Below are 23,122 nucleotides of genomic sequence, written 5' to 3'. Positions count from 1 at the left end.
CGCTTAATGTTAAATTTAAAAAAATATTTTTAAAAACGGCATAAGTTTTCACATACGCTTCGTATGTAAACATAATTGACATACGGGCCGTATGTCAATTAAAATTTTGGTAAGGATGAGGTAAGCAAAGCAATGTCTGTTCGTGAACAAAAAATGGCGGCAACCCGCAAGAAACTGATTGAAGTGGCACGTCGTGCATTTGCTGAGTATGGTTATGCAGACACGTCCATGGATAAACTCACGGCAGACGCGGGGCTGACCCGTGGCGCGCTGTACCATCATTTTGGCGACAAACGGGGCTTATTTGCTGCTGTGGTCGATCAAATTGATTCAGAAATGGCTTCATCTGCCCAGCAGCATCTGGAGCAGCCTGAAGATCTTTGGGAAGGGCTGATGCTTGAAGGGCAAGCCTATATTGAAAATGCTTTGAATCCTGAATTTCAGCGTATTGTACTGCGTGATGGGCCAGCTGTATTGGGAGATCCTGCACATTGGCCCAGTCAAAACAAATGTTTGCAGTCTACCCGTGAGTGCGTACAACAGTTATTGGCAGTAGATCGAATTAAAGCAGTAGATCCTGAAGCGGCTGCCGTATTTTTAAATGGCGCTGCCATGAATGCCGCACTTTGGGTCGCCTCCAGTGAGCATTCTGAACAGGCACTCCCAGAAGCATTACATGCCTTTCAAGTCTTTGCGTCAGGATTGTTAAAAGAAGGATAGAGTGGGGTTGTTGATAATCAATTGTCTGAATATAAAAAACCCCTCAAAAGAGGGGCTTAAAATTGCTTATCTTAATGAATTAAAGATATTCAACTTTAGAAATTTCATACTCAACTTCACCTTGTGGTGTGTTGATTTTTACATCGTCGCCTTCGTTTTTACCCAAAAGACCACGCGCAATTGGTGAATTCACAGAGATTTTATTGATTTTAAAATCTGCTTCGTCATCACCAACGATTTTATAAGTCTTTTGTTCTTCAGTATCTAAGTTTTCAATGGTCACAGTCACACCGAAAACCACACGGCCATTTTGCTCAAGTGATTTAACATCAATTACTTGGCAAGCACCCAATTTACCTTCGATATCTTGGATACGGCCTTCACAGAAACCTTGTTGCTCGCGAGCAGCGTGGTATTCAGCGTTTTCTTTCAAATCCCCATGTTCACGCGCTTCAGCAATTGCTGCAGTAATACGTGGACGATCAACACTTTTAAGTTGCTGTAATTCTTTCTCTAGGGCAATTTTGCCTTCGGGAGTCATAGGATAACGTTGCATTGTTGTCCCTCATGTTTGTAAAAAGAAAAAATCAGTAAAATTTTTACTGACCTAGAAATGAAAAAAAGCCCGCCACCGAGAGGTGGCGGGACTTCTCGGTAACTTAATTAACCTTTAGTAAGGTCTTGTAAGCGGTATACATCCATTGGCAATTTGATTGCTAAAGCTTGGCATACTGCATCAGCACCGTTAAGGGTAGTTGTGTAATACACTTTACCTTGTAATGCAGAGCGGCGGATCGAGAATGAATCTTCTTGAGCCTGTTTGCCTTCAGTTGTATTGATAATGAGGTGAACTTCGCCATTTTTCAAGCGGTCTACGATATTAGGACGGCCTTCAGTCACTTTGTTCACACGTTCACATTCAATACCAGCATCTTTAATCACATCATAAGTACCGCCAGTAGCGATCACTTTAAAGCCAAGATCTGTCAACTGTTTCGCAATACCAACAGCACGAGGCTTGTCAGAATGACGAACAGATAAGAATGCATGTTTTACTTCGCCTTCCGTTGGTAGGCCTGGTAAACGGTCATTAGAGCCTAACACAGCTTTATAGAACGCTTCACCAAATGTTTTACCTACACCCATCACTTCGCCTGTAGATTTCATCTCAGGGCCAAGAATTGGGTCAACACCAGGGAATTTGTTGAATGGGAACACAGCTTCTTTTACAGAGAAGTGTTCAGGAATAATCTCTGTAGTGAATCCTTGAGATTCTAGAGATTGACCTGCCATACAACGCGCAGCAACTTTCGCTAAAGATTCACCAATGCACTTAGATACGAATGGAACAGTACGTGATGCACGTGGGTTTACTTCTAGAATGTATACGTCAGTACCTTTAACCGCAAACTGAACGTTCATCAAACCAATTACGCCAAGCTCTTTCGCCATAGCGATGGTTTGACGGCGCATTTCGTCCTGAACTTCTTTAGATAAAGAGTAAGGAGGAATAGAACATGCTGAGTCACCTGAGTGAATACCAGCTTGTTCGATGTGCTGCATGATACCGCCGATCACAACGTCTTTACCGTCAGATACGCAGTCTACGTCAACTTCAATCGCATCATCTAGGAAGTGGTCAAGAAGTACTGGCGCTTCGTTAGATGCTTGAACCGCATCACGTAAGTAACGTTTCAATTCTTCGTCGTTGTACACGATTTCCATCGCACGGCCACCAAGGACATAAGAAGGACGTACTACAAGTGGGTAGCCAACTTTAGCTGCTTCAGCCATACCTTCTTCAGCAGATTTAACGATGCTGTTGTTTGGTTGACGAAGTTGCAGACGTTGAATCATTTGTTGGAAACGTTCACGGTCTTCCGCACGGTCAATCGCGTCAGGTGATGTACCGATAATTGGCGCACCTGCTTCTTCCAAAGCACGAGCCAATTTAAGCGGAGTTTGACCACCGTACTGAACGATAATGCCTTTAGGCTTCTCGATACGTACGATTTCAAGTACATCTTCCAAAGTGATTGGTTCGAAGTACAAACGATCTGATGTGTCGTAATCCGTAGAAACCGTTTCAGGGTTACAGTTCACCATGATAGTTTCATAGCCGTCTTCACGCATTGCAAGGGCAGCGTGTACACAGCAGTAATCGAATTCGATACCTTGACCAATACGGTTAGGACCGCCACCGATGACCATGATCTTGTCGCGAGTAGACGGATTCGCTTCACATTCTTCATCGTAAGTTGAGTACATGTAAGCTGTATCAGATTCGAATTCAGCCGCACATGTATCTACACGTTTGTAAACAGGGGTCACGCCCAAGTTCCAACGGTGTTTACGGAATTGTTTTTGTGAAATACCCATCAATTTCGCAATACGAAGGTCAGATAAACCTTTGCGTTTGAACGAACGGATGTTGTCAGCGTTTAAGTCACCAAAACCTAAAGATTTGATTTTTTCTTCAGTTTTGATGATGTCTTCGATTTGGATCAAGAACCAACGGTCAATATTCGTCGCAGCGAACACTTCATCTAACGTGAAACCATGACGGAATGCATCGCCAACGTACCAAATACGCTCAGGACCAGGTACTTTAAGTTCTTGAAGGATTTTCTCTTTCGCACCTTCAGTACCCACTTCGATTTTTTCATCAAAGCCAGCAGTACCCACTTCAAGACCACGAAGCGCTTTTTGTACTGACTCTTGGAAGTTACGGCCAATTGCCATGACTTCACCCACAGATTTCATCTGTGTAGTTAAAGTTGCATCAGCTTGTGGGAATTTCTCGAAGTTGAAACGAGGAATCTTAGTCACAACATAGTCAATCGCAGGTTCGAATGATGCAGGAGTTGTACCGCCAGTGATGTCATTTTTCAATTCATCAAGGGTATAACCGACTGCCAATTTCGCTGCAATTTTTGCAATTGGGAAACCGGTTGCTTTAGATGCCAAAGCAGATGAACGAGAAACACGAGGGTTCATCTCGATCACAACCATACGGCCATCTTTCGGGTTAATACCGAACTGAACGTTCGAACCACCCGTTTCTACACCAATTTCACGAAGTACTGCTAAAGAGGCATTACGTAAAAGTTGGAATTCTTTGTCTGTTAATGTTTGTGCAGGGGCAACAGTGATTGAGTCACCTGTGTGCACGCCCATTGGGTCAAAGTTTTCAATGGTACATACAATGATACAGTTGTCGTTTTTGTCACGAACAACTTCCATTTCGTACTCTTTCCAACCAATCAATGATTCATCAATTAAAAGTTGGTGAGTAGGAGAAAGGTCGAAACCGCGTTCACAGATCTCGATAAATTCTTCTTTGTTGTATGCGATACCACCGCCTGAACCACCCATCGTAAATGATGGACGGATAATCACAGGGAAACCGAAGCGTGCTTGAATTTCTAACGCTTCTTCCATTGATTCAGCGATGTCAGCTTTTGGACATTCAAGACCAATTTTACGCATTGCTTGGTCGAAGAGTTTACGGTCTTCGGCTTTTTCAATTGCTTCTTTAGTCGCACCGATCAATTCAACATTGTATTTTTCTAAAATGCCGTGCTCATCAAGGGCGAGGGCACAGTTCAATGCAGTTTGACCACCCATTGTTGGAAGAACTGCATCTGGGCGTTCTTTCTCAATGATCGCTGCAACAGTTTGCCACGTAATCGGTTCGATATACGTTGCATCTGCCATTGCAGGGTCAGTCATAATCGTTGCAGGGTTAGAGTTAACAAGAATAACTCGGTAACCTTCTTCACGAAGGGCTTTACATGCTTGCGCACCTGAGTAGTCAAACTCACATGCTTGACCGATCACAATCGGACCAGCACCAATAATTAAGATGCTTTTAATGTCTGTACGTTTAGCCATGATGCTTCCTTAATTACTTCTTAGATGCTTCGATAAGTTCGATGAAATGATCGAACAGTGGTGCGCAGTCATGTGGACCAGGGCTTGCTTCTGGGTGACCTTGGAAACTGAACGCAGGTTTGTCTGTACGATGAATCCCTTGAAGGGATTGGTCGAACAGTGATTTATGCGTAGCTTTCAAGTTTGCAGGGAGTGTTTCTGCATCTACTGCGAAGCCGTGGTTTTGAGAAGTAATCATCACTGTACCGTTTTCTAAGTTTTGTACAGGATGGTTAGCACCGTGGTGACCGTGAGGCATTTTCACAGTTTTTGCACCTGATGCAAGTGCAAGAATTTGGTGACCTAAGCAAATACCGAATACAGGTACATTGCGTGCGTCTTCTACAATTGTTTTTACAGCTTCAATTGCATAATCACATGCTGCTGGATCGCCGGGACCGTTCGATAAGAACACGCCATCTGGATTCAGCGCAAGTACATCAGCAGCAGGAGTTTGCGCAGGCACGACAGTCAATTTACAACCGCGGTCTGCGAGCATACGTAAGATGTTGGTTTTGACACCGTAGTCGTATGCTACAACATGGAATTTAAGTTCTGGTTGAGCGAAACCTTTACCAAGCGCCCAAGAGCCTTCAGTCCACTCGAAACCGGTCGGATCACAGCATTCTTTTGCAAGGTCTAAACCATTAAGACCACCAAAAGCACGTGCTTTAGCTAACGCTTCTTCTTCAGTCGCGTTTTCACCAGCAAGGATACAACCGTTTTGCGCACCTTTTGATCGCAGAATACGCGTTAATTTACGAGTATCAATATCTGCGATAGCAACAACATTGTGTTGTTTAAGGTAATCACTTAGTGATTGCTCAGCACGGAAGTTGCTATGCAATAAAGGTAGGTCACGAATGATCAATCCGTTGGCCCATACTTTATGAATTCGACCTGACTCAGCGTCTTCATCATTACAACCTGTGTTACCGATATGTGGGTAAGTTAGGGTCACAAGTTGTTGTGCATAACTTGGGTCAGTCAAAATTTCTTGATAGCCAGTCATGGCAGTGTTGAAAACGACTTCACCAGTCGTACTACCCGATGCGCCAATTGAAGTACCTTTAAAAATAGTACCATCGGCAAGGGCTAAAATTGCTGGGGTGCTCAAACCAAAGCTCCTGAAATTTAGGCTGTAAAAAAGCGAGAAGACGAAAAAAAAGGAAGGCTGCTTAAAAACCTACCCTCCTTACATCTGCTCGCTTGAACTTAACACGGCATTATACGCAGAAAGCCACTGAAAGTCCATTGTAAATATTAGGAATAAAGCAGATAAAGCGCTTGCATTTTAGAATAAAGTTTGGTTTTGCAAAATCGTAGAAAAATGTAAGCAATTAATTATTGTCAGACAAATCATAAATTAAAATTTATCAATAAGCGCTATTGTGGTTCGGTCAGCAAAAACTATAGGTACAAAGTCATGGCAACACAACAAAAACAAACAGCGGCTAAATCCTCCCTGAAAGAAGTCGTTATCGAAGGTGCTGAAAAGCTTGAACAAGTTGCAAAAGAAGCGAGTGTCCAAGCCACAGAAGCGGTCACTGAAAGCAAAGAAAAGATCGGAGCAGAGGCAAAGCAGTTGAATGCCAGTGTGCAAGATCAATTGCGTCAGTTGAAGCAAGATGTGTTGAATAAACTTGATCAGCTAAAAGTTCAATTTGGTTCATCGCAAAAAGATTTTAGTGAACTCAAAGAATTTGTGAAAACTGAGTTTAATACGGTTATTGATGATCTTTCAAAACTTGGAAAAGAGCTGAAAGAAGATGTGACCCAAATTTCAGGAAAACACAAAGATCATCTAACAGAAACATTTAAGCGTTCTAAGGAACATACTTTAGAAGCGTGGAAAAAAATTTCACCAGTGAAAGCTGAAGTTACGGATCAAACCACAGATCTTAAAAGTTAATTGTGAATGACATGAATTTTAAAGCGCTTAAGCTAAGTCTAGTCATTCCAGGGAGCTGGATTGGGTGAGAGCGAATTAAACTTAAAGTTAACGCTATATATGCATAAGGGAGCCATTAATGGCTCCCTTATTGTGAATAGTACATTTAAGTACAAAGCACTTATTTAAAAATAAGCAGGCAATAAAAAAGCAAAAGATCGTACTTTTGCTTTTTATCGAAGATCAAAACATTAAAAAGTTTAGAACTGATGTAGCCAATCACGTTTGTTGTGAAAGTCAGCATTTGGACTACTATGCTGCATGGCATAGTACTGTTCACCTTGAGGGGTTTTCAGTACAGCAGTTAGACCAATATAGAGATCTTCCCATTTAAGTTTGTACTTCAGCATAAATTCTGTCAGATCAAGACTGACATTTAAGCCATAGTGCGTCCGTTTCAACTGATTCAGTTCGATATCGTAAGCAGCTTGTGGCGGCATATCTTCTGGATAGCGATATTCTTCAAACTGGTAAACCTGCCAAGCTTGTGAAGGGGAGAGGTTGATTTCACGATAAAAGTCTTCGTTGCGTACACCAATAAAAACTTCTAAGCAGGTCTGTTCCCACAAAAAATCGATTCGTGGGTGAGATGATACCAATTCTGGCCATTGAATCAGTTGGTTTGGGTCTCGAATCCAATAACCCACATTTAAAGTATATGGGCTTTGTTGTTCGATAGCACCAACGACTGATACAGCCTGAAAGCGACGATCAAAAGCGCTGAGTTCGAAACTTGCCATAAATGCTTAGTTAGACAGGTGTGCGTAGCGAACAAGGTTAGACAGTTTTGCATTTTGTTTTGCCGCTTTGCGGTAAATCAAAGCAATCTTACCAATCGTTTGAACAACTTCAGAACCTGAAACAGTCGCAATTTCAGTAATCATTGCAGCACGAGCTTCACGGTCTTCTGCCACAACTTTCACTTTAATTAACTCATGGTCGTTTAACGCACGGTTTAATTCTTCAACAACGCTTTCTGATAAGCCTTTGTCCGCAACCATTACAACTGGGTTTAGGGTGTGACCAATTTGACGTAAGCGTTTACGTTCTTGAATAGATAAAGCCGCCATAAATATAACCTAATTTTAAAAACGACCTAGTATAGCAAAATCAAAGTTGAAGCGCTGTATTTAATCGGCATTTTCTCGATGAAGATTATTGAAAAAAACATGATTTAAGATGCTTTTTAGATACACATGTCTACTGCAAAAGTGCTGAATTTCACGTACAATCAAGACTGAGAAGTTTTTTTTATTTAGAGAGTTATGGCTACCCGCATTACTAACCAGAAATTATCCAAAAGTAGTCGTGACTGGATGCGCGAGCATCTTGATGACCCCTTTGTGAAAAAAGCACAAAAGGAAGGATATCGTGCGCGTGCCGCTTATAAATTGCTTGAAATTCAAGAAAAATACAAATTGATCAAGCCAGGCATGACCGTTGTCGACTTAGGTGCTGCACCAGGTAGTTGGTCGCAAATTGCCGGTAAACTTGTTGGCGACAAAGGTTTGGTGATTGCTTCTGATATTTTACCAATGGATGCTTTACCCGATGTGACCTTCTTGCAAGGTGACTTTCGTGAACAAGAAGTGTTCGATGAATTGTTAAAAATTTTAGATGGACGTACTGTAGACGTTGTAATTTCAGATATGGCCCCCAATACATCAGGTAATAAGGCTGTAGATCAACCGCGTCAGATCTATCTTTGTGAATTAGCAATCGACTTTGCTCAAAAGGTTCTTGGACCAAATGGACAATTTGTTGTTAAAGTGTTCCAAGGTGTTGGATTTGATGAATACCGTAAGCAAGTTGTAGACACATTTGATGTGCTGAAAACAGCAAAACCGGCGGCTTCACGTGCTCGATCTAAAGAAGTGTTTTTAATCGGGCAGGGACGTAAGAAAGCTTTCAAGTAAAGTTTACTTGCCAACTCGTTAAAAATTGTGCATTTTGTACGTTTTTAAATTATTGCGAAGCTACTCTGCAGCGTAAGTATTAGAGTCACCCATGTAAATGGGATTGAACGAATTAGATAGAAATGGGAATAAAGCTTTGAGCGATCTTTTTAAGAATGCCGTGTTGTGGCTGGTTATCCTAGGCGTGCTGGTTTTAATCTTCAGCAACGTCAGTGACCGCAATCAACCGACCGCGATGAACTATTCTGAGTTCGTGGCAGCCGTAAATGCGGGTCAGATTAAACAAGTCACCATTGATGGCGAAAGAATTCGTGGCGAAAAATCAAACGGTTCAGAGTTTGAAAGTATCCGTCCTGCGGTTCAAGATCCTGAACTTATGCCGAACCTGATCAAGAACAATGTTGTTGTTGAAGGTACAGCGCCACAGCGTCAAAGTATTTTGATGCAACTTCTGATTGCAAGTTTCCCTGTTCTTTTAATCATTCTGTTATTCATGTTCTTTATGCGCAACATGGGTGGTGGAGCTGGTGGTAAGAATGGCCCAATGAGTTTTGGTAAGTCAAAAGCAAAAATGCTGTCCGAAGACCAAATCAAAGTGACATTTACTGATGTTGCGGGCTGTGATGAAGCTAAACAAGAAGTTGTTGAAATCGTTGACTTCCTAAAAGATCCATCTAAGTTCAAACGACTTGGTGCAAGCATTCCAAAAGGCGTGCTTATGGTTGGTCCTCCGGGTACGGGTAAAACTTTACTTGCTAAAGCGATTGCGGGTGAAGCGAAAGTACCGTTCTTTAGTATTTCGGGTTCTGACTTTGTTGAAATGTTCGTGGGTGTGGGTGCGTCTCGTGTCCGTGACATGTTTGAACAAGCAAAGCGTCATGCGCCATGTATCATTTTCATCGATGAGATCGATGCCGTTGGTCGTCACCGTGGTTCAGGCACAGGTGGTGGTAATGATGAGCGTGAGCAAACATTAAACCAAATGTTGGTTGAAATGGATGGCTTTGAAGGCAACGAAGGTATTATCGTTATTGCTGCAACAAACCGTGCTGACGTATTGGATAAAGCTTTACTTCGTCCGGGTCGTTTTGACCGTCAAGTGATGGTATCTCTACCGGATATTAAAGGTCGTGAGCAAATCCTGAATGTACATTTGAAAAAATTACCTTCTGTGACTGGTGTAGATGTCAAAGTCTTAGCACGTGGTACACCGGGCTTCTCGGGTGCACAGTTGGCTAACCTTGTAAACGAAGCGGCACTGTTTGCTGCACGTCGTAACAAGAACACGGTCGATATGCATGACTTTGAAGATGCAAAAGATAAGCTTTACATGGGTCCTGAACGTAAATCGATGGTGATTCGCGAAGAAGAACGTCGTGCGACGGCTTATCATGAAGCAGGTCATGCAATTGTTGCTGAAATATTGCCGGGTACAGACCCTGTGCATAAAGTGACAATCATGCCGCGTGGTTGGGCATTGGGTGTGACTTGGCAGTTGCCTGAACATGACCAAACCAGCCATTACAAAGACAAAATGTTGAATGAACTTTCAATTTTGTTTGGTGGTCGTATTGCAGAAGAAGTCTTCATTAACCAAATGTCGACTGGTGCTTCAAATGACTTTGAACGTGCAACGAAAATGGCACGAGCAATGGTTACTAAATACGGTATGTCCGATAAAATGGGCGTCATGGTTTACGAAGATGATTCACAGCAGTCATTCATGGGTGGTTTAGGAAGTCGTGTGATTTCCGAAGCAACGCAGCTTGAAGTTGACCGTGAAGTTCGCCGTATTTTAGATGAGCAATATAAAGTTGCTCGCGATATTCTTGAAAATAACAAAGATATCGCACATGCCATGGTGAAAGCATTGCTTGAATGGGAAACCATTGATCGTGATCAAATCCGTGACATTATGGAAGGTCGTGAACCTCAACCACCAAAAGTGTACATCGCTGAAAATCCAGTGATTGATGTTACACCAACGGATGGTCCAGATGTTCCACCACCATTACCGTCATTGCCAAAAGCATAAAATTTTAAAACCACCTTCGGGTGGTTTTTTTATATGAAAATAAATGCATGTGAGCGCAATGCTGAGCAAACTTAGCGTTAAAATAAGCGCAGCAAAATCTGGGATGTGTACTATGAAGTTGGTGTCTTTGCCTAATAAAATTTTAAACTGTGGTAATTTGCAATTAGATTTATCAGAGCCACATGTGATGGGGATTTTAAATGTCACACCGGACTCTTTTAGTGATGGTGGCAAACATAATGGTAAAGACCAAGCTATAGCACATGCCTTACAAATGATAGTGGATGGCGCGACAGTGATTGATGTCGGTGGTGAGTCAACACGTCCGGGTGCATCTGTTGTTGAGGTTGAAGAAGAAATTCGACGGGTCGTACCCGTCGTTGAAGCATTATCCAAACACAATGTGGTGATTTCTATCGATACCTCGCAACCTGAGGTGATTGAGGCAGCGGTTCAAGCAGGTGCGCATATCTGGAATGATGTACGTGCATTAACTCGGCCGAATGCCTTAGAAACCGCTGCAAAACTGGATATTCCAGTGATCATTATGCATATGCGTGGAGAACCCACCACGATGAATAATCTAGATCAGTATCAAGATGTCGTTGCTGACGTCATCGATGAATTAAAGCAACGTGTGCAAGATGCATTGGACGCAGGCGTCCGTGCAGAAAATATTATGATTGATCCGGGTTTTGGTTTTGCTAAAAATGCGCAGCAAAACTTAAAGCTTTTACAGCAATTCTATCAATTGAATAACATGGGCTATCCGATCCTGTCTGCATTATCACGTAAGCGTTTTATCGGTGAAGCACTTGGCGGTGCAGATGCACAAAATCGCGCTGTAGGCTCGGTTGCAGCGCATTTACTCAGCATTCAACAAGGTGCATGTATGGTTCGCGCACATGATGTCAAAGCGACGGTAAATGCGATTCGTGTTTGGCAAGCCATGCAGAATGCAGTGTGATTTGAAAATACTGAATCCCAATAAATTTGGTGAATTGTAGTATTTGTGTTATATAAGCGCCCTGAATGTTTTGTGATAGAGTTTCGTATGTTTGCAGATTTACTGCTACCCATGTTTGATGATGAATATTACCCAGATGTGTTGGTTGCAGAGGTGAAGTTATTGGTTGTTCAATTTGCGAAGAAAATCGCAAAAGCAGATTTAAGTTCAACTGATATCTACCATTTTGCCAATGAAACGGTTGCACAGCTCAATAAGATGAAACCTCAATTTGAAGATTTAGATTCGTCTTTGGATGATACGGCTGCAGATTATATTGCAGAAGCCATGATGATGGTGCTGCAAGACGAAGGCCATATGGATATTGAAATGGAAGAGTTGGTTGCTAACCGAGAATGGTAATTGAACTTTAAAAAAAGCCCTGTAGTGACAGGGCTTTTTTGTGTTTAGGGATTTAAAAAAGTCATTGAGCATTGTCTAAAAAATCTTTAAATGATAATTTGATCGATGCTGATAGTTTTTGTTCTTCATGCATGGCTTGTATTTGTTCTTCATGCATGGCTTGTAAATGTAGGGCGTAGAAATACGATTGATGTTCTTTTTGTTTTAAAGATTGTTGATAAGACCAAAATGCCAGTTGGCGAAGCTTTTGTAGTTTTACCCGTTCAATGGCGCTGCTCTCAGGTTTATAAAATAATTCAGTAAATACACATAAAAACAGACTGAAAAAAAGTCCACAGAGACTGATGAGGTTTAATACATCTGTTTGTAGATATTTAAAGTTAATAGCGAGGATAAGTGTGAATCCCCCAAGGAGATACAGTTGTATTTGCAGACGTTGAACTGCGGACTTGCTGCTAAAACGTGCTTGATAATGTGCATACCAGACATAGCAATAGTTCAAAGGAAGAATAATCAATATACCAAGATTGAACGCCATGTTTGTGTCGTGAATTGAAAGTGCCGTTGATAGCATCTGGCCAAGTACAGCGCTGCCAAGCGAGATTAAAAGTATCAGGCAAAAGCTAAAGATTAAAATAGGTGCAGTGGGTGTGAGATTGATAATTTTGAAATGCGCAAACAGCAATCGTTGATAAAAGGCATCGGGATGCTTGAGTTGTATTGCAGGGAAATCAAAATCTGAAGGTATTGGCATTGAATAATAATAGATTTATAAATTTTAGGCATAAAAAAACCAGCAAATTGCTGGATCTTTTATTGCACCAATCTTAGAAGTATAAGAATGGTGCCCGAGGCCAGACTCGAACTGGCACGCTTTGTGGGCGGGGGATTTTAAATCCCCTGTGTCTACCGATTTCACCACTCGGGCATGTGCGCAATAATAGAGGACGAAATGAAGCTTGGCAAGTGTATTTGATGGTGTTTGTTTTAAAATCAATCAATTCATGCATATAAGTTGAAAATATTCAAAAATATTGATGTATGGAATGACATTTTGAGCAGTGAATTAAAGTTTTTTTCAATACACCAAAGTCGACTTATTTCATTAACTCATCAAGATAATGTTCAACATTTTGGTGCTTTAGCTTTTTACACAGCTGATTTTCCTGGTGCAGCATTTGTATGTGTAAATTTTGGAAATGGGTAAAGCGCTCAGATAACTGTTTATGATTTGCTTGATTTGGATTGCTGAGTGTTAAACGTAATTTTGCTTTAAGCATTTGTTTATACGACCAATAAGCAATACGACGTGTCTCTTGCAGAAAATAGTATTCTTGGGTGTTACTTCCACCTTTGAATAGATTTTCTTTATAAAAACGCACAAAGCCGAAACTCATGGCGAAAAAGAACAATACAGATTGAACGAAGGTGCTTTGTAAAAAGGCGATATTGAGTAATTGTAATAAAATCACGATCGCAAGTCTGAACGGCGTATTCTTCAAACTTTGATACAGGGACATTGAACTGTGTTTGATTTGCTTGATGACTAAGGGCACAACCAGCATGAAAAACAGCATAATACTCAGTACAGCAATACCATGAGCTCGAAACTCACTCATATCAGGAAAATACAGTTGCACTGCATGACCAATACTCATGCTCAAAGAAATAAAAATCATCGCCGCCAAAACCCAAGGAATAAGCTCTTTGAGTTCGTCTAAAATGCCTTGAGTTTTCAGTTGGCTATAAAATAAATAATTATGTTTAAAGGCTGCTGGATATTGCTGTTTCAGTTGTTGAAGGTAAAGCGCAGCCTGTTTCTTTTGAGTCATATTGTGACGTTAATATTAAAGCGTGAAAATAATATAGTTGATTTCGATATTTTTGACAGAATTTTTTTCTAAATCATGTTGTATATCTGAACATTATAAGAGAAAACGCAATTTCTATAGTGAAGGTCGCAGTTTTCATGCTGCTTTTATGCGAAAATATATGATTATTGAATATTAAGTTTTTATAGGCAGTTTATGACTGATCATTCTCCTGAAACATTAAGCGATATCGAAATTCTAGACTTTCTTCAGTCGATGAAATCAGATGTTTTAAATACTGAAGCAAATGAAGTGATTCGTAGTGGGGGGAAAGCTGGTCGTCAAGAGGCTCATAAACAAGCTTTGGTGAAATTAAATCAAGCATTTGAAGATAAATTTGTTGAAGCTGTGACTTTGGCTTTAGGCTTAAATGAAGGCCAAAGTAAAAAAATTCGCTATAAGAAAGACCGTATCCGTATTTTGAAAGTTCGTGGTATCGATTATTTAGCGATTGATGGTGCTGAAACTGCACAAGTATTGTCACAAGTTGCACAAGCAATTGTACGTGAAGACGCAACGGTGACTCATGACCTGCATAATATTTTCCCATTTTGGAAAGAAGGCTGGCCAATGGTGCAATTCGACAATGTCTATAAAATTTTAGAAGATGACATTCGTATTCATTATGAAGCTGTTCTAGAAGCATTAATTTCAAAGCATTAATCACTACAAATGAACCTGTGAGTGTAAAACACTTGCCAGTTTCGTAATGTTAAGCATAAAAAAAGCACCATCAGGTGCTTTTTTTATCTTTAACTTTTTAAGTTAAGCTCGAATAAAACGGAAACATTCCAAAGATTAGACCCGCTGCTAACATGACAAAACACGTGATTACAGCCCAGATAATGGTAAATTTCTGATGTTGTCCAAACTCGATACCCGCAAGTCCACAGAGTAAATAGGTCGAAGGGACAAGTGGAGAGAGTAGGTGTACAGGTTGCCCTACGATGGAGGCACGTGCCATTTCTACAGGTGCAATTCCATAATGAGCTGCTGCATCTGAAAGAATTGGCAAAACCCCAAAATAGAAAGCATCATTCGACATAAAGAAAGTCATCGGCATACTGATGACAGCGGTAATCGGTGCTAAATAGGGACCCATACTTTCAGGGATAATTCCCACAAGTTGTTTGGACATGGCTTCTACCATGCCTGTTCCAGCTAAAATTCCGGTAAAAATACCTGCAGCAAAAATGATACCGACCACGTTTAAAGCACTACCTGCATGGTGTGCGATTAACTTTTTTTGCAAGTCGACATTTTTGTAGTTGACGACTAGCGCAATACATAAAGCCACCATGAATAAAATAGGCATAGGTAAAATACTAAAAACCAGACAAATCATCAGAACGACGGTTAACAGTGCATTGAACCAACGTAGATCTGCACGGTTGGCTTCTGGATTATCTGAGATTTGAATGTTTTCACCATGACTGATATCCAATTGGACAATTCCCAGACGCTTTCTTTCCATTCGACCATACATGGTTCCCAAAAAGTACAACCAGCCGATGGCAAATAGCATTGGTAAAACCATCGGAACAAAAACATCACTTGGGTCGACATGAAGTGCGCTGGCGGCGCGGGCTGTAGGCCCACCCCATGGCGTAAGGTTCATAATGCCGCTAGAGAGCATAATCAAACATGCCATAATCAATGGGCTCATACCTAAGCGCTTATAGAGTGGTAGCATGGCAGCAACACAGATCATATAGGTTGTAGAACCATCTCCATCCAAAGAGACAATTAACGTCAGGGTAATGGTTCCAAGAACGACTTTTAAGGGATCACCTTTGACCATTTTTAAAATAAATTTCACCGAAGGGTCGAACAAACCTGTATCAATCATGATGGCAAAATACAGAATCGCAAAAAGCAGCATGATGCCAGTCGGTGCAAGTTTTTTTACACCTTCAATCATCATGTCGCCAATTTCATTTATTTGTATGTGTGACAAGCTGTCAAAATAAAAACCAAGTAACCACGCAATCAAGGCAAAAAGTAAGGGAATTAAAGTCAGTGCGACAAGTGGGCTTAAGCGTTTCGACATGATCAAATACATAAAGCACAAGATCATGCCCAAACCGAGTACGGTTAACATGGTTCATTCCTTTGAAATATAAAGCTGTTTTTAAATCCAAGGGCAGAGCATAAAGAGAAATTTCATCAGTCAAAACAAAGGTGAGAAAATGTGAAATACATCACTATTTTGATGAAAAATAGTCATTAATAATGAAGGTATTAGGGAAGAGGGATTTTTTGATTTATTTTAATTTTTATTCAAAAAAGTGGTCTGTTTACATTTATTCAACATCTGTAGAGAACTGTAAATGCTGTGCAGATCCAGTTTAATCACAATAAGTCTTAAGCAAAAATAGACAGTAGCGTCCGAATCGGCCAACTAAAAAATCGGAACCAAAAAATTAAGGGATTATAAAAAAACAGACCAAAACGCATGGTTTCGTCATATTGTTGTCGACCGCGTTCATAAGGATAAGGCGTTAAAAACCAAGCAGTGACGATCAGTGCAACACCGAGCAATAGAAATAAAGGTTGTGGATGAGCTTTGAAAAAATAATAGACTAAATAAGCCCCAGTATAAAAACTAAAGCAAGTCAAAATCGCTTTAAGTGAAAAAGACATCGTTGTTATTCCATCGTATTTTTATTTTATTGTTTAAAAAAAGAAGAATCGAATTAATCCGATTCTTCTGGTGTATCCAGTTCAGTCTCAGCCTGTTGTAAGCGGGTCACTAATAATTGGTCAATTTTAAAGTGGTCTACATCCACAACTTCAAATTTGTAGCCATGATATGTAACAAAGTCCGCTGGACGTGGAATTTTACGTAGTTTAAACATCATAAAGCCCGCAAGGGTTTCATAGTTTTCTTCATCCGGCATTTCATCTAGAGCGAGTGCATGTTTTAGATCTTCGATTGGTGTACTGCCATCGATAAGCCAAGAATCTGCATCTCGTTTAATAATTTGTTGCTCTGCTTCAATCGGTGTTACCCAGTCGCCCATCACGGTAATCATAATGTCGGAGAGGGTAATAACGCCGACAACCAACGCATATTCGTTAATTACAACGGCAAATTTTTCTTTGGTTGAGCGGAAGCGATCGAGTAACTCGGACAGTGTTAAGGTATCTGGAATCGTGAGAACATTACGAATAGTATTTTCGTTGAGCTGTAGAAGTGACTGATTGTTGAGGATTCGAACCAAAATATCTTTGGCATCCACATAGCCAATCACGTCATCAATATTTTCACTACAGACCAAAAACTTAGAATACGGAAATTCAGCGAGTTTTTGACGAATACTGGCTTCTGATTCTTTTAGGGTAAAGTACACCACGTTTTCACGTGTAGTCATACTTGAAGGGACGTTACGTTCTTCCAGCTCAAATACGTTTTCAATAAAATGGTGTTCTTGTTTTTGAAGTACACCAGCTTGAGCACCGGCATCCATCACGGCTGAAATGTCGTCAAAGGTAATATTGTCATCACGTGTTGTATTCACTTTGAATAAACGAAACAACAAATTGGCAATGGCATTAATCACCCACGCCATTGGCTTACACACCTTAATAAAGATTTGAATCGGGTCAACAACAGCAACGGCAATTTTTTCAGGTGCAATCATCGCCAAACGTTTTGGCATCAAATCAGCAAATAGAATGAATAAGGATGTGACTAAAGTAAACGACAGAGTGAAACCGATAGTTTCAGTCCACTGGCCCTGATAAAAACGAGTGACTAAGCTAATGAAATAAGGACGAAAAGCACCTTCACCCAAAATACCGCCAAGAATTGCCACGGCATTTAAGCCAATTTGTGATGCGGCGAAAAAGTCTGCTGAGTTGGCTTGTAAGTCAAGCACACGTTGTGCACGTGAATCTCCAGATTCAGCCAAAATTTTAAGTTTTACTTTTCGTGCACCCGCAAGGGCAATTTCTGTTAATGAAAGAAAACCTGCACCGACGATCAGGAGAATAATAATGACAATATTTTGGAAAAGGCTCACGAATACACCTGTTTGTGATTCATTCTATTTTTCTGTATTTCTAACACAAAAATGGGCAAGGTAGTAGTCTTAACTACTACCTATATAGTGACAGTATACGTTTGAATTAATAAGGAATTAAAGAATTAATTACTGATACTGTGAAAACTGAGAGTTATTCATTAAGTATTCGCGGTTTTCTTCTTCAATCATTTGACGTGCAACATACAAGATAAGTTGACGTAACCAGCGATGAGCGGGGTGATGATGAAGTAATGGACACCAAGCCATTTTTAATTCAAATTCAGGAATATAGAATGGTGGATCACGAAGTAACAGGTTTTGACTTTTGGCTTGAAGTCGAGCAATACGGCTTGGCAGAGTTGCAACCAAGTCAACATTCGAGGCCAATAAGCCCGGCATTTGATAATGACGAGTAAAAACTGAAATTTTACGTTTTTGGCCAATACGTTCTAAGGCTTGATCAATCCAACCTAGACCCGCTTGTTTTTCAGGATTGACACCAAAACCGACACCCATACCTGTTTTAGATACCCAAATGTGTTGTGCATCTAGATAGCTTTTCAGGTTTAAATTATTTGCAGCAGGATGCTTGGCATTTAAAAGGCATGAAAAACTGTCACGCCAGACCAAAACTTGGTGGAAACTTTGCGGAATTTCATTAAAGCGGTTAATCGCCAAGTCGACTTTACCTTGTTCCATATCTCGATAAGACACATCACTAGGCGTTAAAAAGTCCAGAACCACATTGGGTGCTTCTGAGCGCAAAGCTTTTACTAGGCGCGGCACAAGTGTTGCTTCAGCATAATCTGAAGTCATGATGCGGAAGACACGATTTGAGGTGTAAGGGCGGAACTCGGTACGGGGTTCCAAAATCATCGAAAGGTCAGAAAGTGCGTCACGGATACGTGGCTGTAATTCAAGCGCACGTTCTGTAGGTGTCATACCTTCTGAAGAACGAATAAGAAGTGGATCATTAAATAAGTTGCGTAGACGACGTAAAATATTACTCATCGCGGGCTGAGTTACACCCAGTTGCTCGGCAGCACGAGTCACATTTTTTTCACGAAGAAGTACATCAAGATAAATTAATAGATTGAGATCGACCCGCTCCAGATTCATAAAATAAATACCGATAATAAAATCATGAAATTTATCTGATTATGCCATAACTACTAAGGCTTGTGTAAAAAATGGATGAAAAAATGACGTGTACTTTTGTACTAAAATTCGGCAGTTTTAAGACAAATTTGTTGAAGTCCCAGCGCATATTTCTTAAATACTTATTACCTTTTTAGACCGATATTTTTAAATAAATATAATAAAAATACGGAGCAATTTTGATTATGCGAAGTGATGTTCATAAAACTCAAAAGTAAGATGAAATATCTCATTTACATGATCATTTGAGGACGGAATAACCATGCATTTAGTTTGGTAAGTTTGGGCAAAAATGGCGTAAAAAATGCTGTTTTTTTTTAAAAGTGAATGCTCAGTCGACTTAAGTCTAATGAAGAATAATTCATCAAAATGTTTGAAAAATAGACAAAAAAATTAGCAAAATATATTAATAAAAATATTTAAATACAAATACTTATAAATATTGGTTAATTATTATAATACGACTTTAATCTACATATTTTTTAAATAAATACTGAAAATTAATGCAGAATATTGGATTAATTTTTTTAGTCAATCTACTCTGTGTCTATCGCAACGAAGTGTTCTAAATCTGAACAATCATTCGAGGGTATGATTTTAGCCTTACGTTGCAGAAAAATCCTAATATTATTACAGGAACATATCATGTCTACATACTTAACAGCGATTGATGCAATCCGTGAATTAAAAGCAAAATTCGGAAGCACTTGGCGCGATATTAGCCCAGAAGATGCTGCACGTATGCAAATGCAAAACCGTTTCAAAACTGGTTTAGACATTGCGAAATATACAGCTGCAATTATGCGTCGTGATATGGCTGCTTATGATGCTGATTCTAGCAAATACACTCAATCATTAGGTTGCTGGCACGGTTTTATCGCACAACAAAAAATGATTGCGAACAAAAAATACTTCGGTACAACTGAACGTCGTTATATCTACCTTTCTGGTTGGATGGTTGCAGCTCTTCGTTCAGAATTTGGTCCACTTCCTGACCAATCTATGCACGAAAAAACTTCAGTTCCTGCATTGATCGAAGAAATCTACACTTTCCTTCGCCAAGCTGATGCGAAAGAATTAAACGACTTATTCCGTGCGCTTAAAAAAGCAAACGAAGCAGGTGATACTGCTAAAGCTGCAGAAATCACTGCTCAAATCGACAACTTCCAAACTCACGTTGTGCCAATTATTGCGGACATCGACGCTGGTTTCGGTAACGAAGAAGCGACTTACTTACTAGCTAAGAAAATGATCGAAGCGGGTGCTTGTGCACTACAAATCGAAAACCAAGTATCTGACGCTAAACAATGTGGTCACCAAGCTGGTAAAGTTACAGTTCCACACGAAGACTTCATCGCGAAAATCCACGCTCTTCGCTATGCATTCTTAGAAATGGGTCTTGATGACGGTATCATCGTTGCTCGTACTGACTCTGAAGGCGCTGACTTGACTCAAAAAATCCCAGTGGTTAAAGAGCCAGGCGACATCGCTTCTCAATACATCAGCTACTTAGACACAACTGAAATTGACATTTCAGAAGCTCAAGAAGACGAAATCCTAATCAAGCGTAACGGTAAACTTCACCGTCCAAAACGTCTTGCTTCTGGCTTGTACCAGTTCCGTCCAGACACGCAAATCGACCGCGTTGTACTTGACTGTGTATCTAGCCTTCAAAATGGTGCTGACCTTCTTTGGATCGAAACTGCGACTCCAAACGTTGAAGAAATTGCTCACATGGTTAACCGTGTACGTGAAGTTGTTCCAAATGCGAAACTTGTTTATAACAACTCTCCATCATTCAACTGGACATTAAACTTCCGTCAACAAGCTTACGACCGTTGGGTTGCTGAAGGTAAAGACGTATCTGCATACGACCGCGCTAAATTAATGAGCGCTGAGTACGATAACTCTGAATTAGCTGCTGAAGCTGACGAAAAAGTTCGTACATTCCAAGCAGATGCTTCTCGTGAAGCGGGTGTGTTCCATCACTTAATTACACTTCCGACTTACCACACAGCTGCGCTTTCTACACATGAACTTGCTCAAGGTTACTTCGGTTCTGAAGGTATGTTGGCTTATGTTGCTGGCGTACAACGTAAAGAAATCCGCGGTGGTATTGCATGTGTGAAACACCAAGCAATGGCTGGTTCAGACATTGGTGACGACCACAAAGAAATCTTCGCTGGTGACAACGCGCTTAAAGCGGGTGACGATGCGAAAAACACAATGAACCAATTCGCTGCTCACTAAGCATTGAACTGATTCGAAAAAAAGCCCAGCGAAAGCTGGGTTTTTTTATGGCTTTAAAATCTTCTTAAATCCATTTATTGAAGTGTGTCGATATAAAAAAGCAGGGCATAACCCTGCAAATATAATGAGACCCCCTTTATTTAAGGCAAAAGGATAATTAACCAAGTAAAAAAAATAATTGCTAAAGCGACAAATTGAGCGGCACTTCCCATATCTTTGGCAATTTTAGAAAGTGGATGCTTGTCTAGAGATACCCGGTCGACCACGGCTTCAATAGCAGAATTGAATAACTCAACAATTAAGGCAAATAAACACACCACTACCATAAGAGCATGTTCAACACGACTCACATCGAGTAAGCAACTGGTGGGAATAAGCACAATATTCATCCAGACAATTTGGCGAAATGCAGCTTCATTTTGATAAGCAGCTTTGAATCCGTCGAGGGAATATTGCGTTGCATTAAAAATTCGTTTAAGTCCAGATTTACCTTTAAACGGGGAAATTTCACTCATAGTACTGTACAGACGTATAGATTTAAAAACTGGCGAAAATATAGCATGCCAAGCTTAAAGTTTTCTTGCATTCAGCTTTTATTTTATTAGGCCTAAAAGTTTAGGATGATTTACATATGCCTGTATCAAGTTAGTGCTAAGTTTATCCAGTATGAGACTTAAAATTTGCCTGAATTTCAGGCACAATACAGACGTTTAAAATTTTTAATTTTGAAGCATTTGCTTCATTGCATGAAATAATAAAAGTGATATAGGTCAACAATGAAAAACTTTAGTTTTGCTGTGCTTGCAGCAACACTTTTAACCAGCCAGTTTGTCAGTGCAGAGCCGGCATTTATTCAAACGGAAATCAAAACGAATGTGACTCAGCCCGTGGGATTTTATTCTTTCCAAGTGGGTGCGTATAAAGTCATTGCTTTAAAAGATGGGACACTCGAATTAAGTCCTGATTTGTTTAAACAAAACTTAACTCCAGAAGAAGTCAGTGCCTTATTTCAAAAGCTTGCGGTTGATCAGAGCAAAGGCATACAAACCAGTGTCAATGCCTACCTGATTGATGATGGACAAGGCGGCATCAGTCTTGTCGATAGTGGTGCAGCCAGTTGTTTTGGTCCGAACTTAGGTTCTATTGCACAAAATATTGAAGCAGCTGGCTATAAGCTTAATCGTGTACGCAGTGTATTCTTAACCCATTTACATCCAGATCATGCATGTGGCATTGCGAAACAAGGTAAGGCCGTATTTCCAAATGCAACGATCTACGTCAATGAACAAGAAAGTCAGTATTGGTTAAGTGAAAACACCGTTGACACTTTAGCTGCCGAAAAACGTGACGGTTATTTAGCAACTGTTGCAAAAATTAAAGCTGCGATTGCGCCTTATCAGACCATGCGGAGTTTTAAGACTTTTAGCGTTGGTTCTGTGATTAATGGATTAGAAGTACTACCGAGTGTTGGGCATACACCAGGGCATTATTCTTTTATCTTAAAGTCGCAAGCTAAAAGTTTTGCTATCCTCGGCGATGTGGTTCATTCGTATCATTTACAGTTTGAACAACCCAAGTTATCTGTTGATTTTGATGTCGATCCGGTCAAAGCCAGTGAAACTCGTTTAGCAATTTTTAAACGTTTTGCTCAAGAGCAAACCTTTGTTGCATTTGCACATTTACCATTTCCCGGTATTGGTAAAATAAGTGAAATGAATGATGGTCAGTTCCGTTGGAACCCGCTAAATTTAGCTCCGACAGCTCCGACAGCTCCGACAGCTCCGACAGCTCCGACAGCTCCGACAGCTCCGACAGCTCCGACAGCTCCGACAGCTCCGACAGCTCCGACAGCTCCGACAGCTCCGACAGCTCCGACAGCTCCGACAGCTGC

At 40.5% G+C, this 23,122-nt stretch carries 20 protein-coding genes, 1 tRNA gene and 2 pseudogenes; 10 read left to right on the top strand and 13 right to left on the bottom strand.

Features of this window, described 5'->3' with window-relative positions:
* The first annotated feature begins 132 nt into the window (after positions 1–132).
* Entirely contained in the window at positions 133–720 is a 588-nt protein-coding gene (locus FTU02_RS05115; RefSeq protein WP_180156159.1) for a TetR/AcrR family transcriptional regulator, read from the top strand.
* A 79-nt stretch (positions 721–799) separates the two neighbouring features.
* On the opposite strand, the gene greA is transcribed toward FTU02_RS05115, so the two are convergent.
* The 3 genes from greA to carA all read right to left on the bottom strand — a co-directional run bounded on the left by greA (position 800) and on the right by carA (position 5,770).
* The gene (gene greA, locus FTU02_RS05110) at positions 800–1,276 is read right to left on the bottom strand and encodes a transcription elongation factor GreA (RefSeq protein WP_078192164.1); all 477 of its coding nucleotides are present in this window, start codon (positions 1,274–1,276) and stop codon (positions 800–802) included.
* Positions 1,277–1,383: 107 nt separating this feature from the next.
* Positions 1,384–4,614 carry a carbamoyl-phosphate synthase large subunit gene (carB, locus tag FTU02_RS05105; RefSeq protein WP_180156157.1) on the bottom strand — a complete coding sequence of 1,077 codons (3,231 nt, stop codon included), beginning with the start codon at positions 4,612–4,614 and terminating at the stop codon, positions 1,384–1,386.
* 13 nt (positions 4,615–4,627) lie between these two features.
* Entirely contained in the window at positions 4,628–5,770 is a 1,143-nt protein-coding gene (carA, locus tag FTU02_RS05100) for a glutamine-hydrolyzing carbamoyl-phosphate synthase small subunit (RefSeq protein ID WP_180156155.1), read from the bottom strand.
* 309 nt (positions 5,771–6,079) lie between these two features.
* On the opposite strand from carA, the gene FTU02_RS05095 reads away from it, so the two are divergent.
* On the top strand, positions 6,080–6,565 hold the full coding sequence (locus FTU02_RS05095) for a hypothetical protein (RefSeq protein WP_078192161.1): 486 nt from the start codon (positions 6,080–6,082) through the stop codon (positions 6,563–6,565).
* 239 nt (positions 6,566–6,804) lie between these two features.
* Here the strand turns inward: FTU02_RS05095 and FTU02_RS05090 are convergent, their stop codons facing one another.
* Both FTU02_RS05090 and FTU02_RS05085 read right to left on the bottom strand, forming a co-directional pair.
* Positions 6,805–7,344: a DOMON-like domain-containing protein gene (locus tag FTU02_RS05090; RefSeq protein ID WP_111883891.1), complete on the bottom strand. Its 540-nt coding sequence runs from the start codon at positions 7,342–7,344 to the stop codon at positions 6,805–6,807.
* A 6-nt stretch (positions 7,345–7,350) separates the two neighbouring features.
* Positions 7,351–7,674: a YhbY family RNA-binding protein gene (locus FTU02_RS05085; RefSeq protein WP_078191340.1), complete on the bottom strand. Its 324-nt coding sequence runs from the start codon at positions 7,672–7,674 to the stop codon at positions 7,351–7,353.
* Positions 7,675–7,869: 195 nt separating this feature from the next.
* Here FTU02_RS05085 and rlmE point away from each other — a divergent pair, with 195 nt between their 5' ends.
* From rlmE to FTU02_RS05065, 4 genes are all read left to right on the top strand, one after another.
* On the top strand, positions 7,870–8,520 hold the full coding sequence (gene rlmE / locus FTU02_RS05080) for a 23S rRNA (uridine(2552)-2'-O)-methyltransferase RlmE (protein ID WP_078192159.1): 651 nt from the start codon (positions 7,870–7,872) through the stop codon (positions 8,518–8,520).
* 136 nt (positions 8,521–8,656) lie between these two features.
* Positions 8,657–10,555 (top strand): ATP-dependent zinc metalloprotease FtsH, encoded by a 1,899-nt coding sequence (gene ftsH, locus FTU02_RS05075; protein ID WP_078191443.1) that lies wholly within the window; start codon positions 8,657–8,659, stop codon positions 10,553–10,555.
* 112 nt (positions 10,556–10,667) lie between these two features.
* On the top strand, positions 10,668–11,522 hold the full coding sequence (gene folP, locus FTU02_RS05070; protein ID WP_078192158.1) for a dihydropteroate synthase: 855 nt from the start codon (positions 10,668–10,670) through the stop codon (positions 11,520–11,522).
* Between the two features lie 87 nt (positions 11,523–11,609).
* Positions 11,610–11,924, top strand: coding sequence for a DUF5713 family protein (locus FTU02_RS05065; protein ID WP_078191338.1), 315 nt, complete (start codon positions 11,610–11,612; stop codon positions 11,922–11,924).
* Positions 11,925–11,985: 61 nt separating this feature from the next.
* On the opposite strand, the gene FTU02_RS05060 is transcribed toward FTU02_RS05065, so the two are convergent.
* From FTU02_RS05060 to FTU02_RS05050, 3 genes are all read right to left on the bottom strand, one after another.
* On the bottom strand, positions 11,986–12,462 hold the full coding sequence (locus FTU02_RS05060) for a hypothetical protein (RefSeq protein ID WP_180156153.1): 477 nt from the start codon (positions 12,460–12,462) through the stop codon (positions 11,986–11,988).
* A gap of 304 nt (positions 12,463–12,766) precedes the next feature.
* Positions 12,767–12,852, bottom strand: a tRNA-Leu gene (locus tag FTU02_RS05055).
* 169 nt (positions 12,853–13,021) lie between these two features.
* A complete protein-coding gene (locus FTU02_RS05050) occupies positions 13,022–13,756 on the bottom strand; it encodes a hypothetical protein (protein WP_180114841.1) in 735 nt (244 codons plus the stop codon).
* 195 nt (positions 13,757–13,951) lie between these two features.
* Between FTU02_RS05050 and FTU02_RS05045 the strand changes: the two genes are divergently transcribed.
* A complete protein-coding gene (locus FTU02_RS05045; protein WP_180114843.1) occupies positions 13,952–14,458 on the top strand; it encodes a hypothetical protein in 507 nt (168 codons plus the stop codon).
* Positions 14,459–14,555: 97 nt separating this feature from the next.
* Here the strand turns inward: FTU02_RS05045 and FTU02_RS05040 are convergent, their stop codons facing one another.
* From FTU02_RS05040 to FTU02_RS05025, 4 genes are all read right to left on the bottom strand, one after another.
* A complete protein-coding gene (locus FTU02_RS05040; RefSeq protein WP_180114845.1) occupies positions 14,556–15,896 on the bottom strand; it encodes a CitMHS family transporter in 1,341 nt (446 codons plus the stop codon).
* A gap of 263 nt (positions 15,897–16,159) precedes the next feature.
* Positions 16,160–16,438 carry a hypothetical protein gene (locus FTU02_RS05035; protein ID WP_078192154.1) on the bottom strand — a complete coding sequence of 93 codons (279 nt, stop codon included), beginning with the start codon at positions 16,436–16,438 and terminating at the stop codon, positions 16,160–16,162.
* Positions 16,439–16,491: 53 nt separating this feature from the next.
* Positions 16,492–17,820 carry a hemolysin family protein gene (locus FTU02_RS05030; protein ID WP_180156151.1) on the bottom strand — a complete coding sequence of 443 codons (1,329 nt, stop codon included), beginning with the start codon at positions 17,818–17,820 and terminating at the stop codon, positions 16,492–16,494.
* A gap of 129 nt (positions 17,821–17,949) precedes the next feature.
* Complete coding sequence (locus tag FTU02_RS05025) at positions 17,950–18,942, bottom strand: LysR family transcriptional regulator (RefSeq protein ID WP_078191331.1); 993 nt, start codon at positions 18,940–18,942, stop codon at positions 17,950–17,952.
* Between the two features lie 684 nt (positions 18,943–19,626).
* Between FTU02_RS05025 and FTU02_RS05020 the strand changes: the two genes are divergently transcribed.
* Complete coding sequence (locus FTU02_RS05020; RefSeq protein ID WP_078192152.1) at positions 19,627–21,231, top strand: isocitrate lyase; 1,605 nt, start codon at positions 19,627–19,629, stop codon at positions 21,229–21,231.
* Between the two features lie 140 nt (positions 21,232–21,371).
* Here the strand turns inward: FTU02_RS05020 and FTU02_RS05015 are convergent, their stop codons facing one another.
* Positions 21,372–21,746 carry a diacylglycerol kinase gene (locus tag FTU02_RS05015; RefSeq protein WP_180083798.1) on the bottom strand — a complete coding sequence of 125 codons (375 nt, stop codon included), beginning with the start codon at positions 21,744–21,746 and terminating at the stop codon, positions 21,372–21,374.
* A gap of 261 nt (positions 21,747–22,007) precedes the next feature.
* On the opposite strand from FTU02_RS05015, the pseudogene FTU02_RS05010 reads away from it, so the two are divergent.
* Together FTU02_RS05010 and FTU02_RS16320 are read left to right on the top strand one after the other, a co-directional pair.
* Positions 22,008–22,850, top strand: a pseudogene (locus FTU02_RS05010) (MBL fold metallo-hydrolase); the annotation flags it as partial.
* Between the two features lie 132 nt (positions 22,851–22,982).
* Positions 22,983–23,122, top strand: a pseudogene (locus FTU02_RS16320) (hypothetical protein); the annotation flags it as partial.

Source organism: Acinetobacter sp. YH12045, from assembly GCF_013419925.1.
Taxonomy (GTDB): Bacteria; Pseudomonadota; Gammaproteobacteria; order Pseudomonadales; family Moraxellaceae; genus Acinetobacter; species Acinetobacter amyesii.
This window is presented reverse-complemented; position numbering and strand designations above follow the sequence as displayed.

Bases quoted from the DNA above. Each gene is read 5' to 3' on its own strand.
- FTU02_RS05115 (WP_180156159.1), top strand. From the start codon at position 133: ATGTCTGTTCGTGAACAAAAAATGGCGGCAACCCGCAAGAAACTGATT.
- greA (WP_078192164.1), bottom strand. From the start codon at position 1,276: ATGCAACGTTATCCTATGACTCCCGAAGGCAAAATTGCCCTAGAGAAA.
- carB (WP_180156157.1), bottom strand. From the start codon at position 4,614: ATGGCTAAACGTACAGACATTAAAAGCATCTTAATTATTGGTGCTGGT.
- FTU02_RS05095 (WP_078192161.1), top strand. From the start codon at position 6,080: ATGGCAACACAACAAAAACAAACAGCGGCTAAATCCTCCCTGAAAGAA.
- FTU02_RS05090 (WP_111883891.1), bottom strand. From the start codon at position 7,344: ATGGCAAGTTTCGAACTCAGCGCTTTTGATCGTCGCTTTCAGGCTGTA.
- FTU02_RS05085 (WP_078191340.1), bottom strand. From the start codon at position 7,674: ATGGCGGCTTTATCTATTCAAGAACGTAAACGCTTACGTCAAATTGGT.
- rlmE (WP_078192159.1), top strand. From the start codon at position 7,870: ATGGCTACCCGCATTACTAACCAGAAATTATCCAAAAGTAGTCGTGAC.
- folP (WP_078192158.1), top strand. From the start codon at position 10,668: ATGAAGTTGGTGTCTTTGCCTAATAAAATTTTAAACTGTGGTAATTTG.
- FTU02_RS05065 (WP_078191338.1), top strand. From the start codon at position 11,610: ATGTTTGCAGATTTACTGCTACCCATGTTTGATGATGAATATTACCCA.
- FTU02_RS05060 (WP_180156153.1), bottom strand. From the start codon at position 12,462: ATGGCGTTCAATCTTGGTATATTGATTATTCTTCCTTTGAACTATTGC.
- FTU02_RS05050 (WP_180114841.1), bottom strand. From the start codon at position 13,756: ATGACTCAAAAGAAACAGGCTGCGCTTTACCTTCAACAACTGAAACAG.
- FTU02_RS05045 (WP_180114843.1), top strand. From the start codon at position 13,952: ATGACTGATCATTCTCCTGAAACATTAAGCGATATCGAAATTCTAGAC.
- FTU02_RS05040 (WP_180114845.1), bottom strand. From the start codon at position 15,896: ATGTTAACCGTACTCGGTTTGGGCATGATCTTGTGCTTTATGTATTTG.
- FTU02_RS05035 (WP_078192154.1), bottom strand. From the start codon at position 16,438: ATGTCTTTTTCACTTAAAGCGATTTTGACTTGCTTTAGTTTTTATACT.
- FTU02_RS05025 (WP_078191331.1), bottom strand. From the start codon at position 18,942: ATGAATCTGGAGCGGGTCGATCTCAATCTATTAATTTATCTTGATGTA.
- FTU02_RS05020 (WP_078192152.1), top strand. From the start codon at position 19,627: ATGTCTACATACTTAACAGCGATTGATGCAATCCGTGAATTAAAAGCA.
- FTU02_RS05015 (WP_180083798.1), bottom strand. From the start codon at position 21,746: ATGAGTGAAATTTCCCCGTTTAAAGGTAAATCTGGACTTAAACGAATT.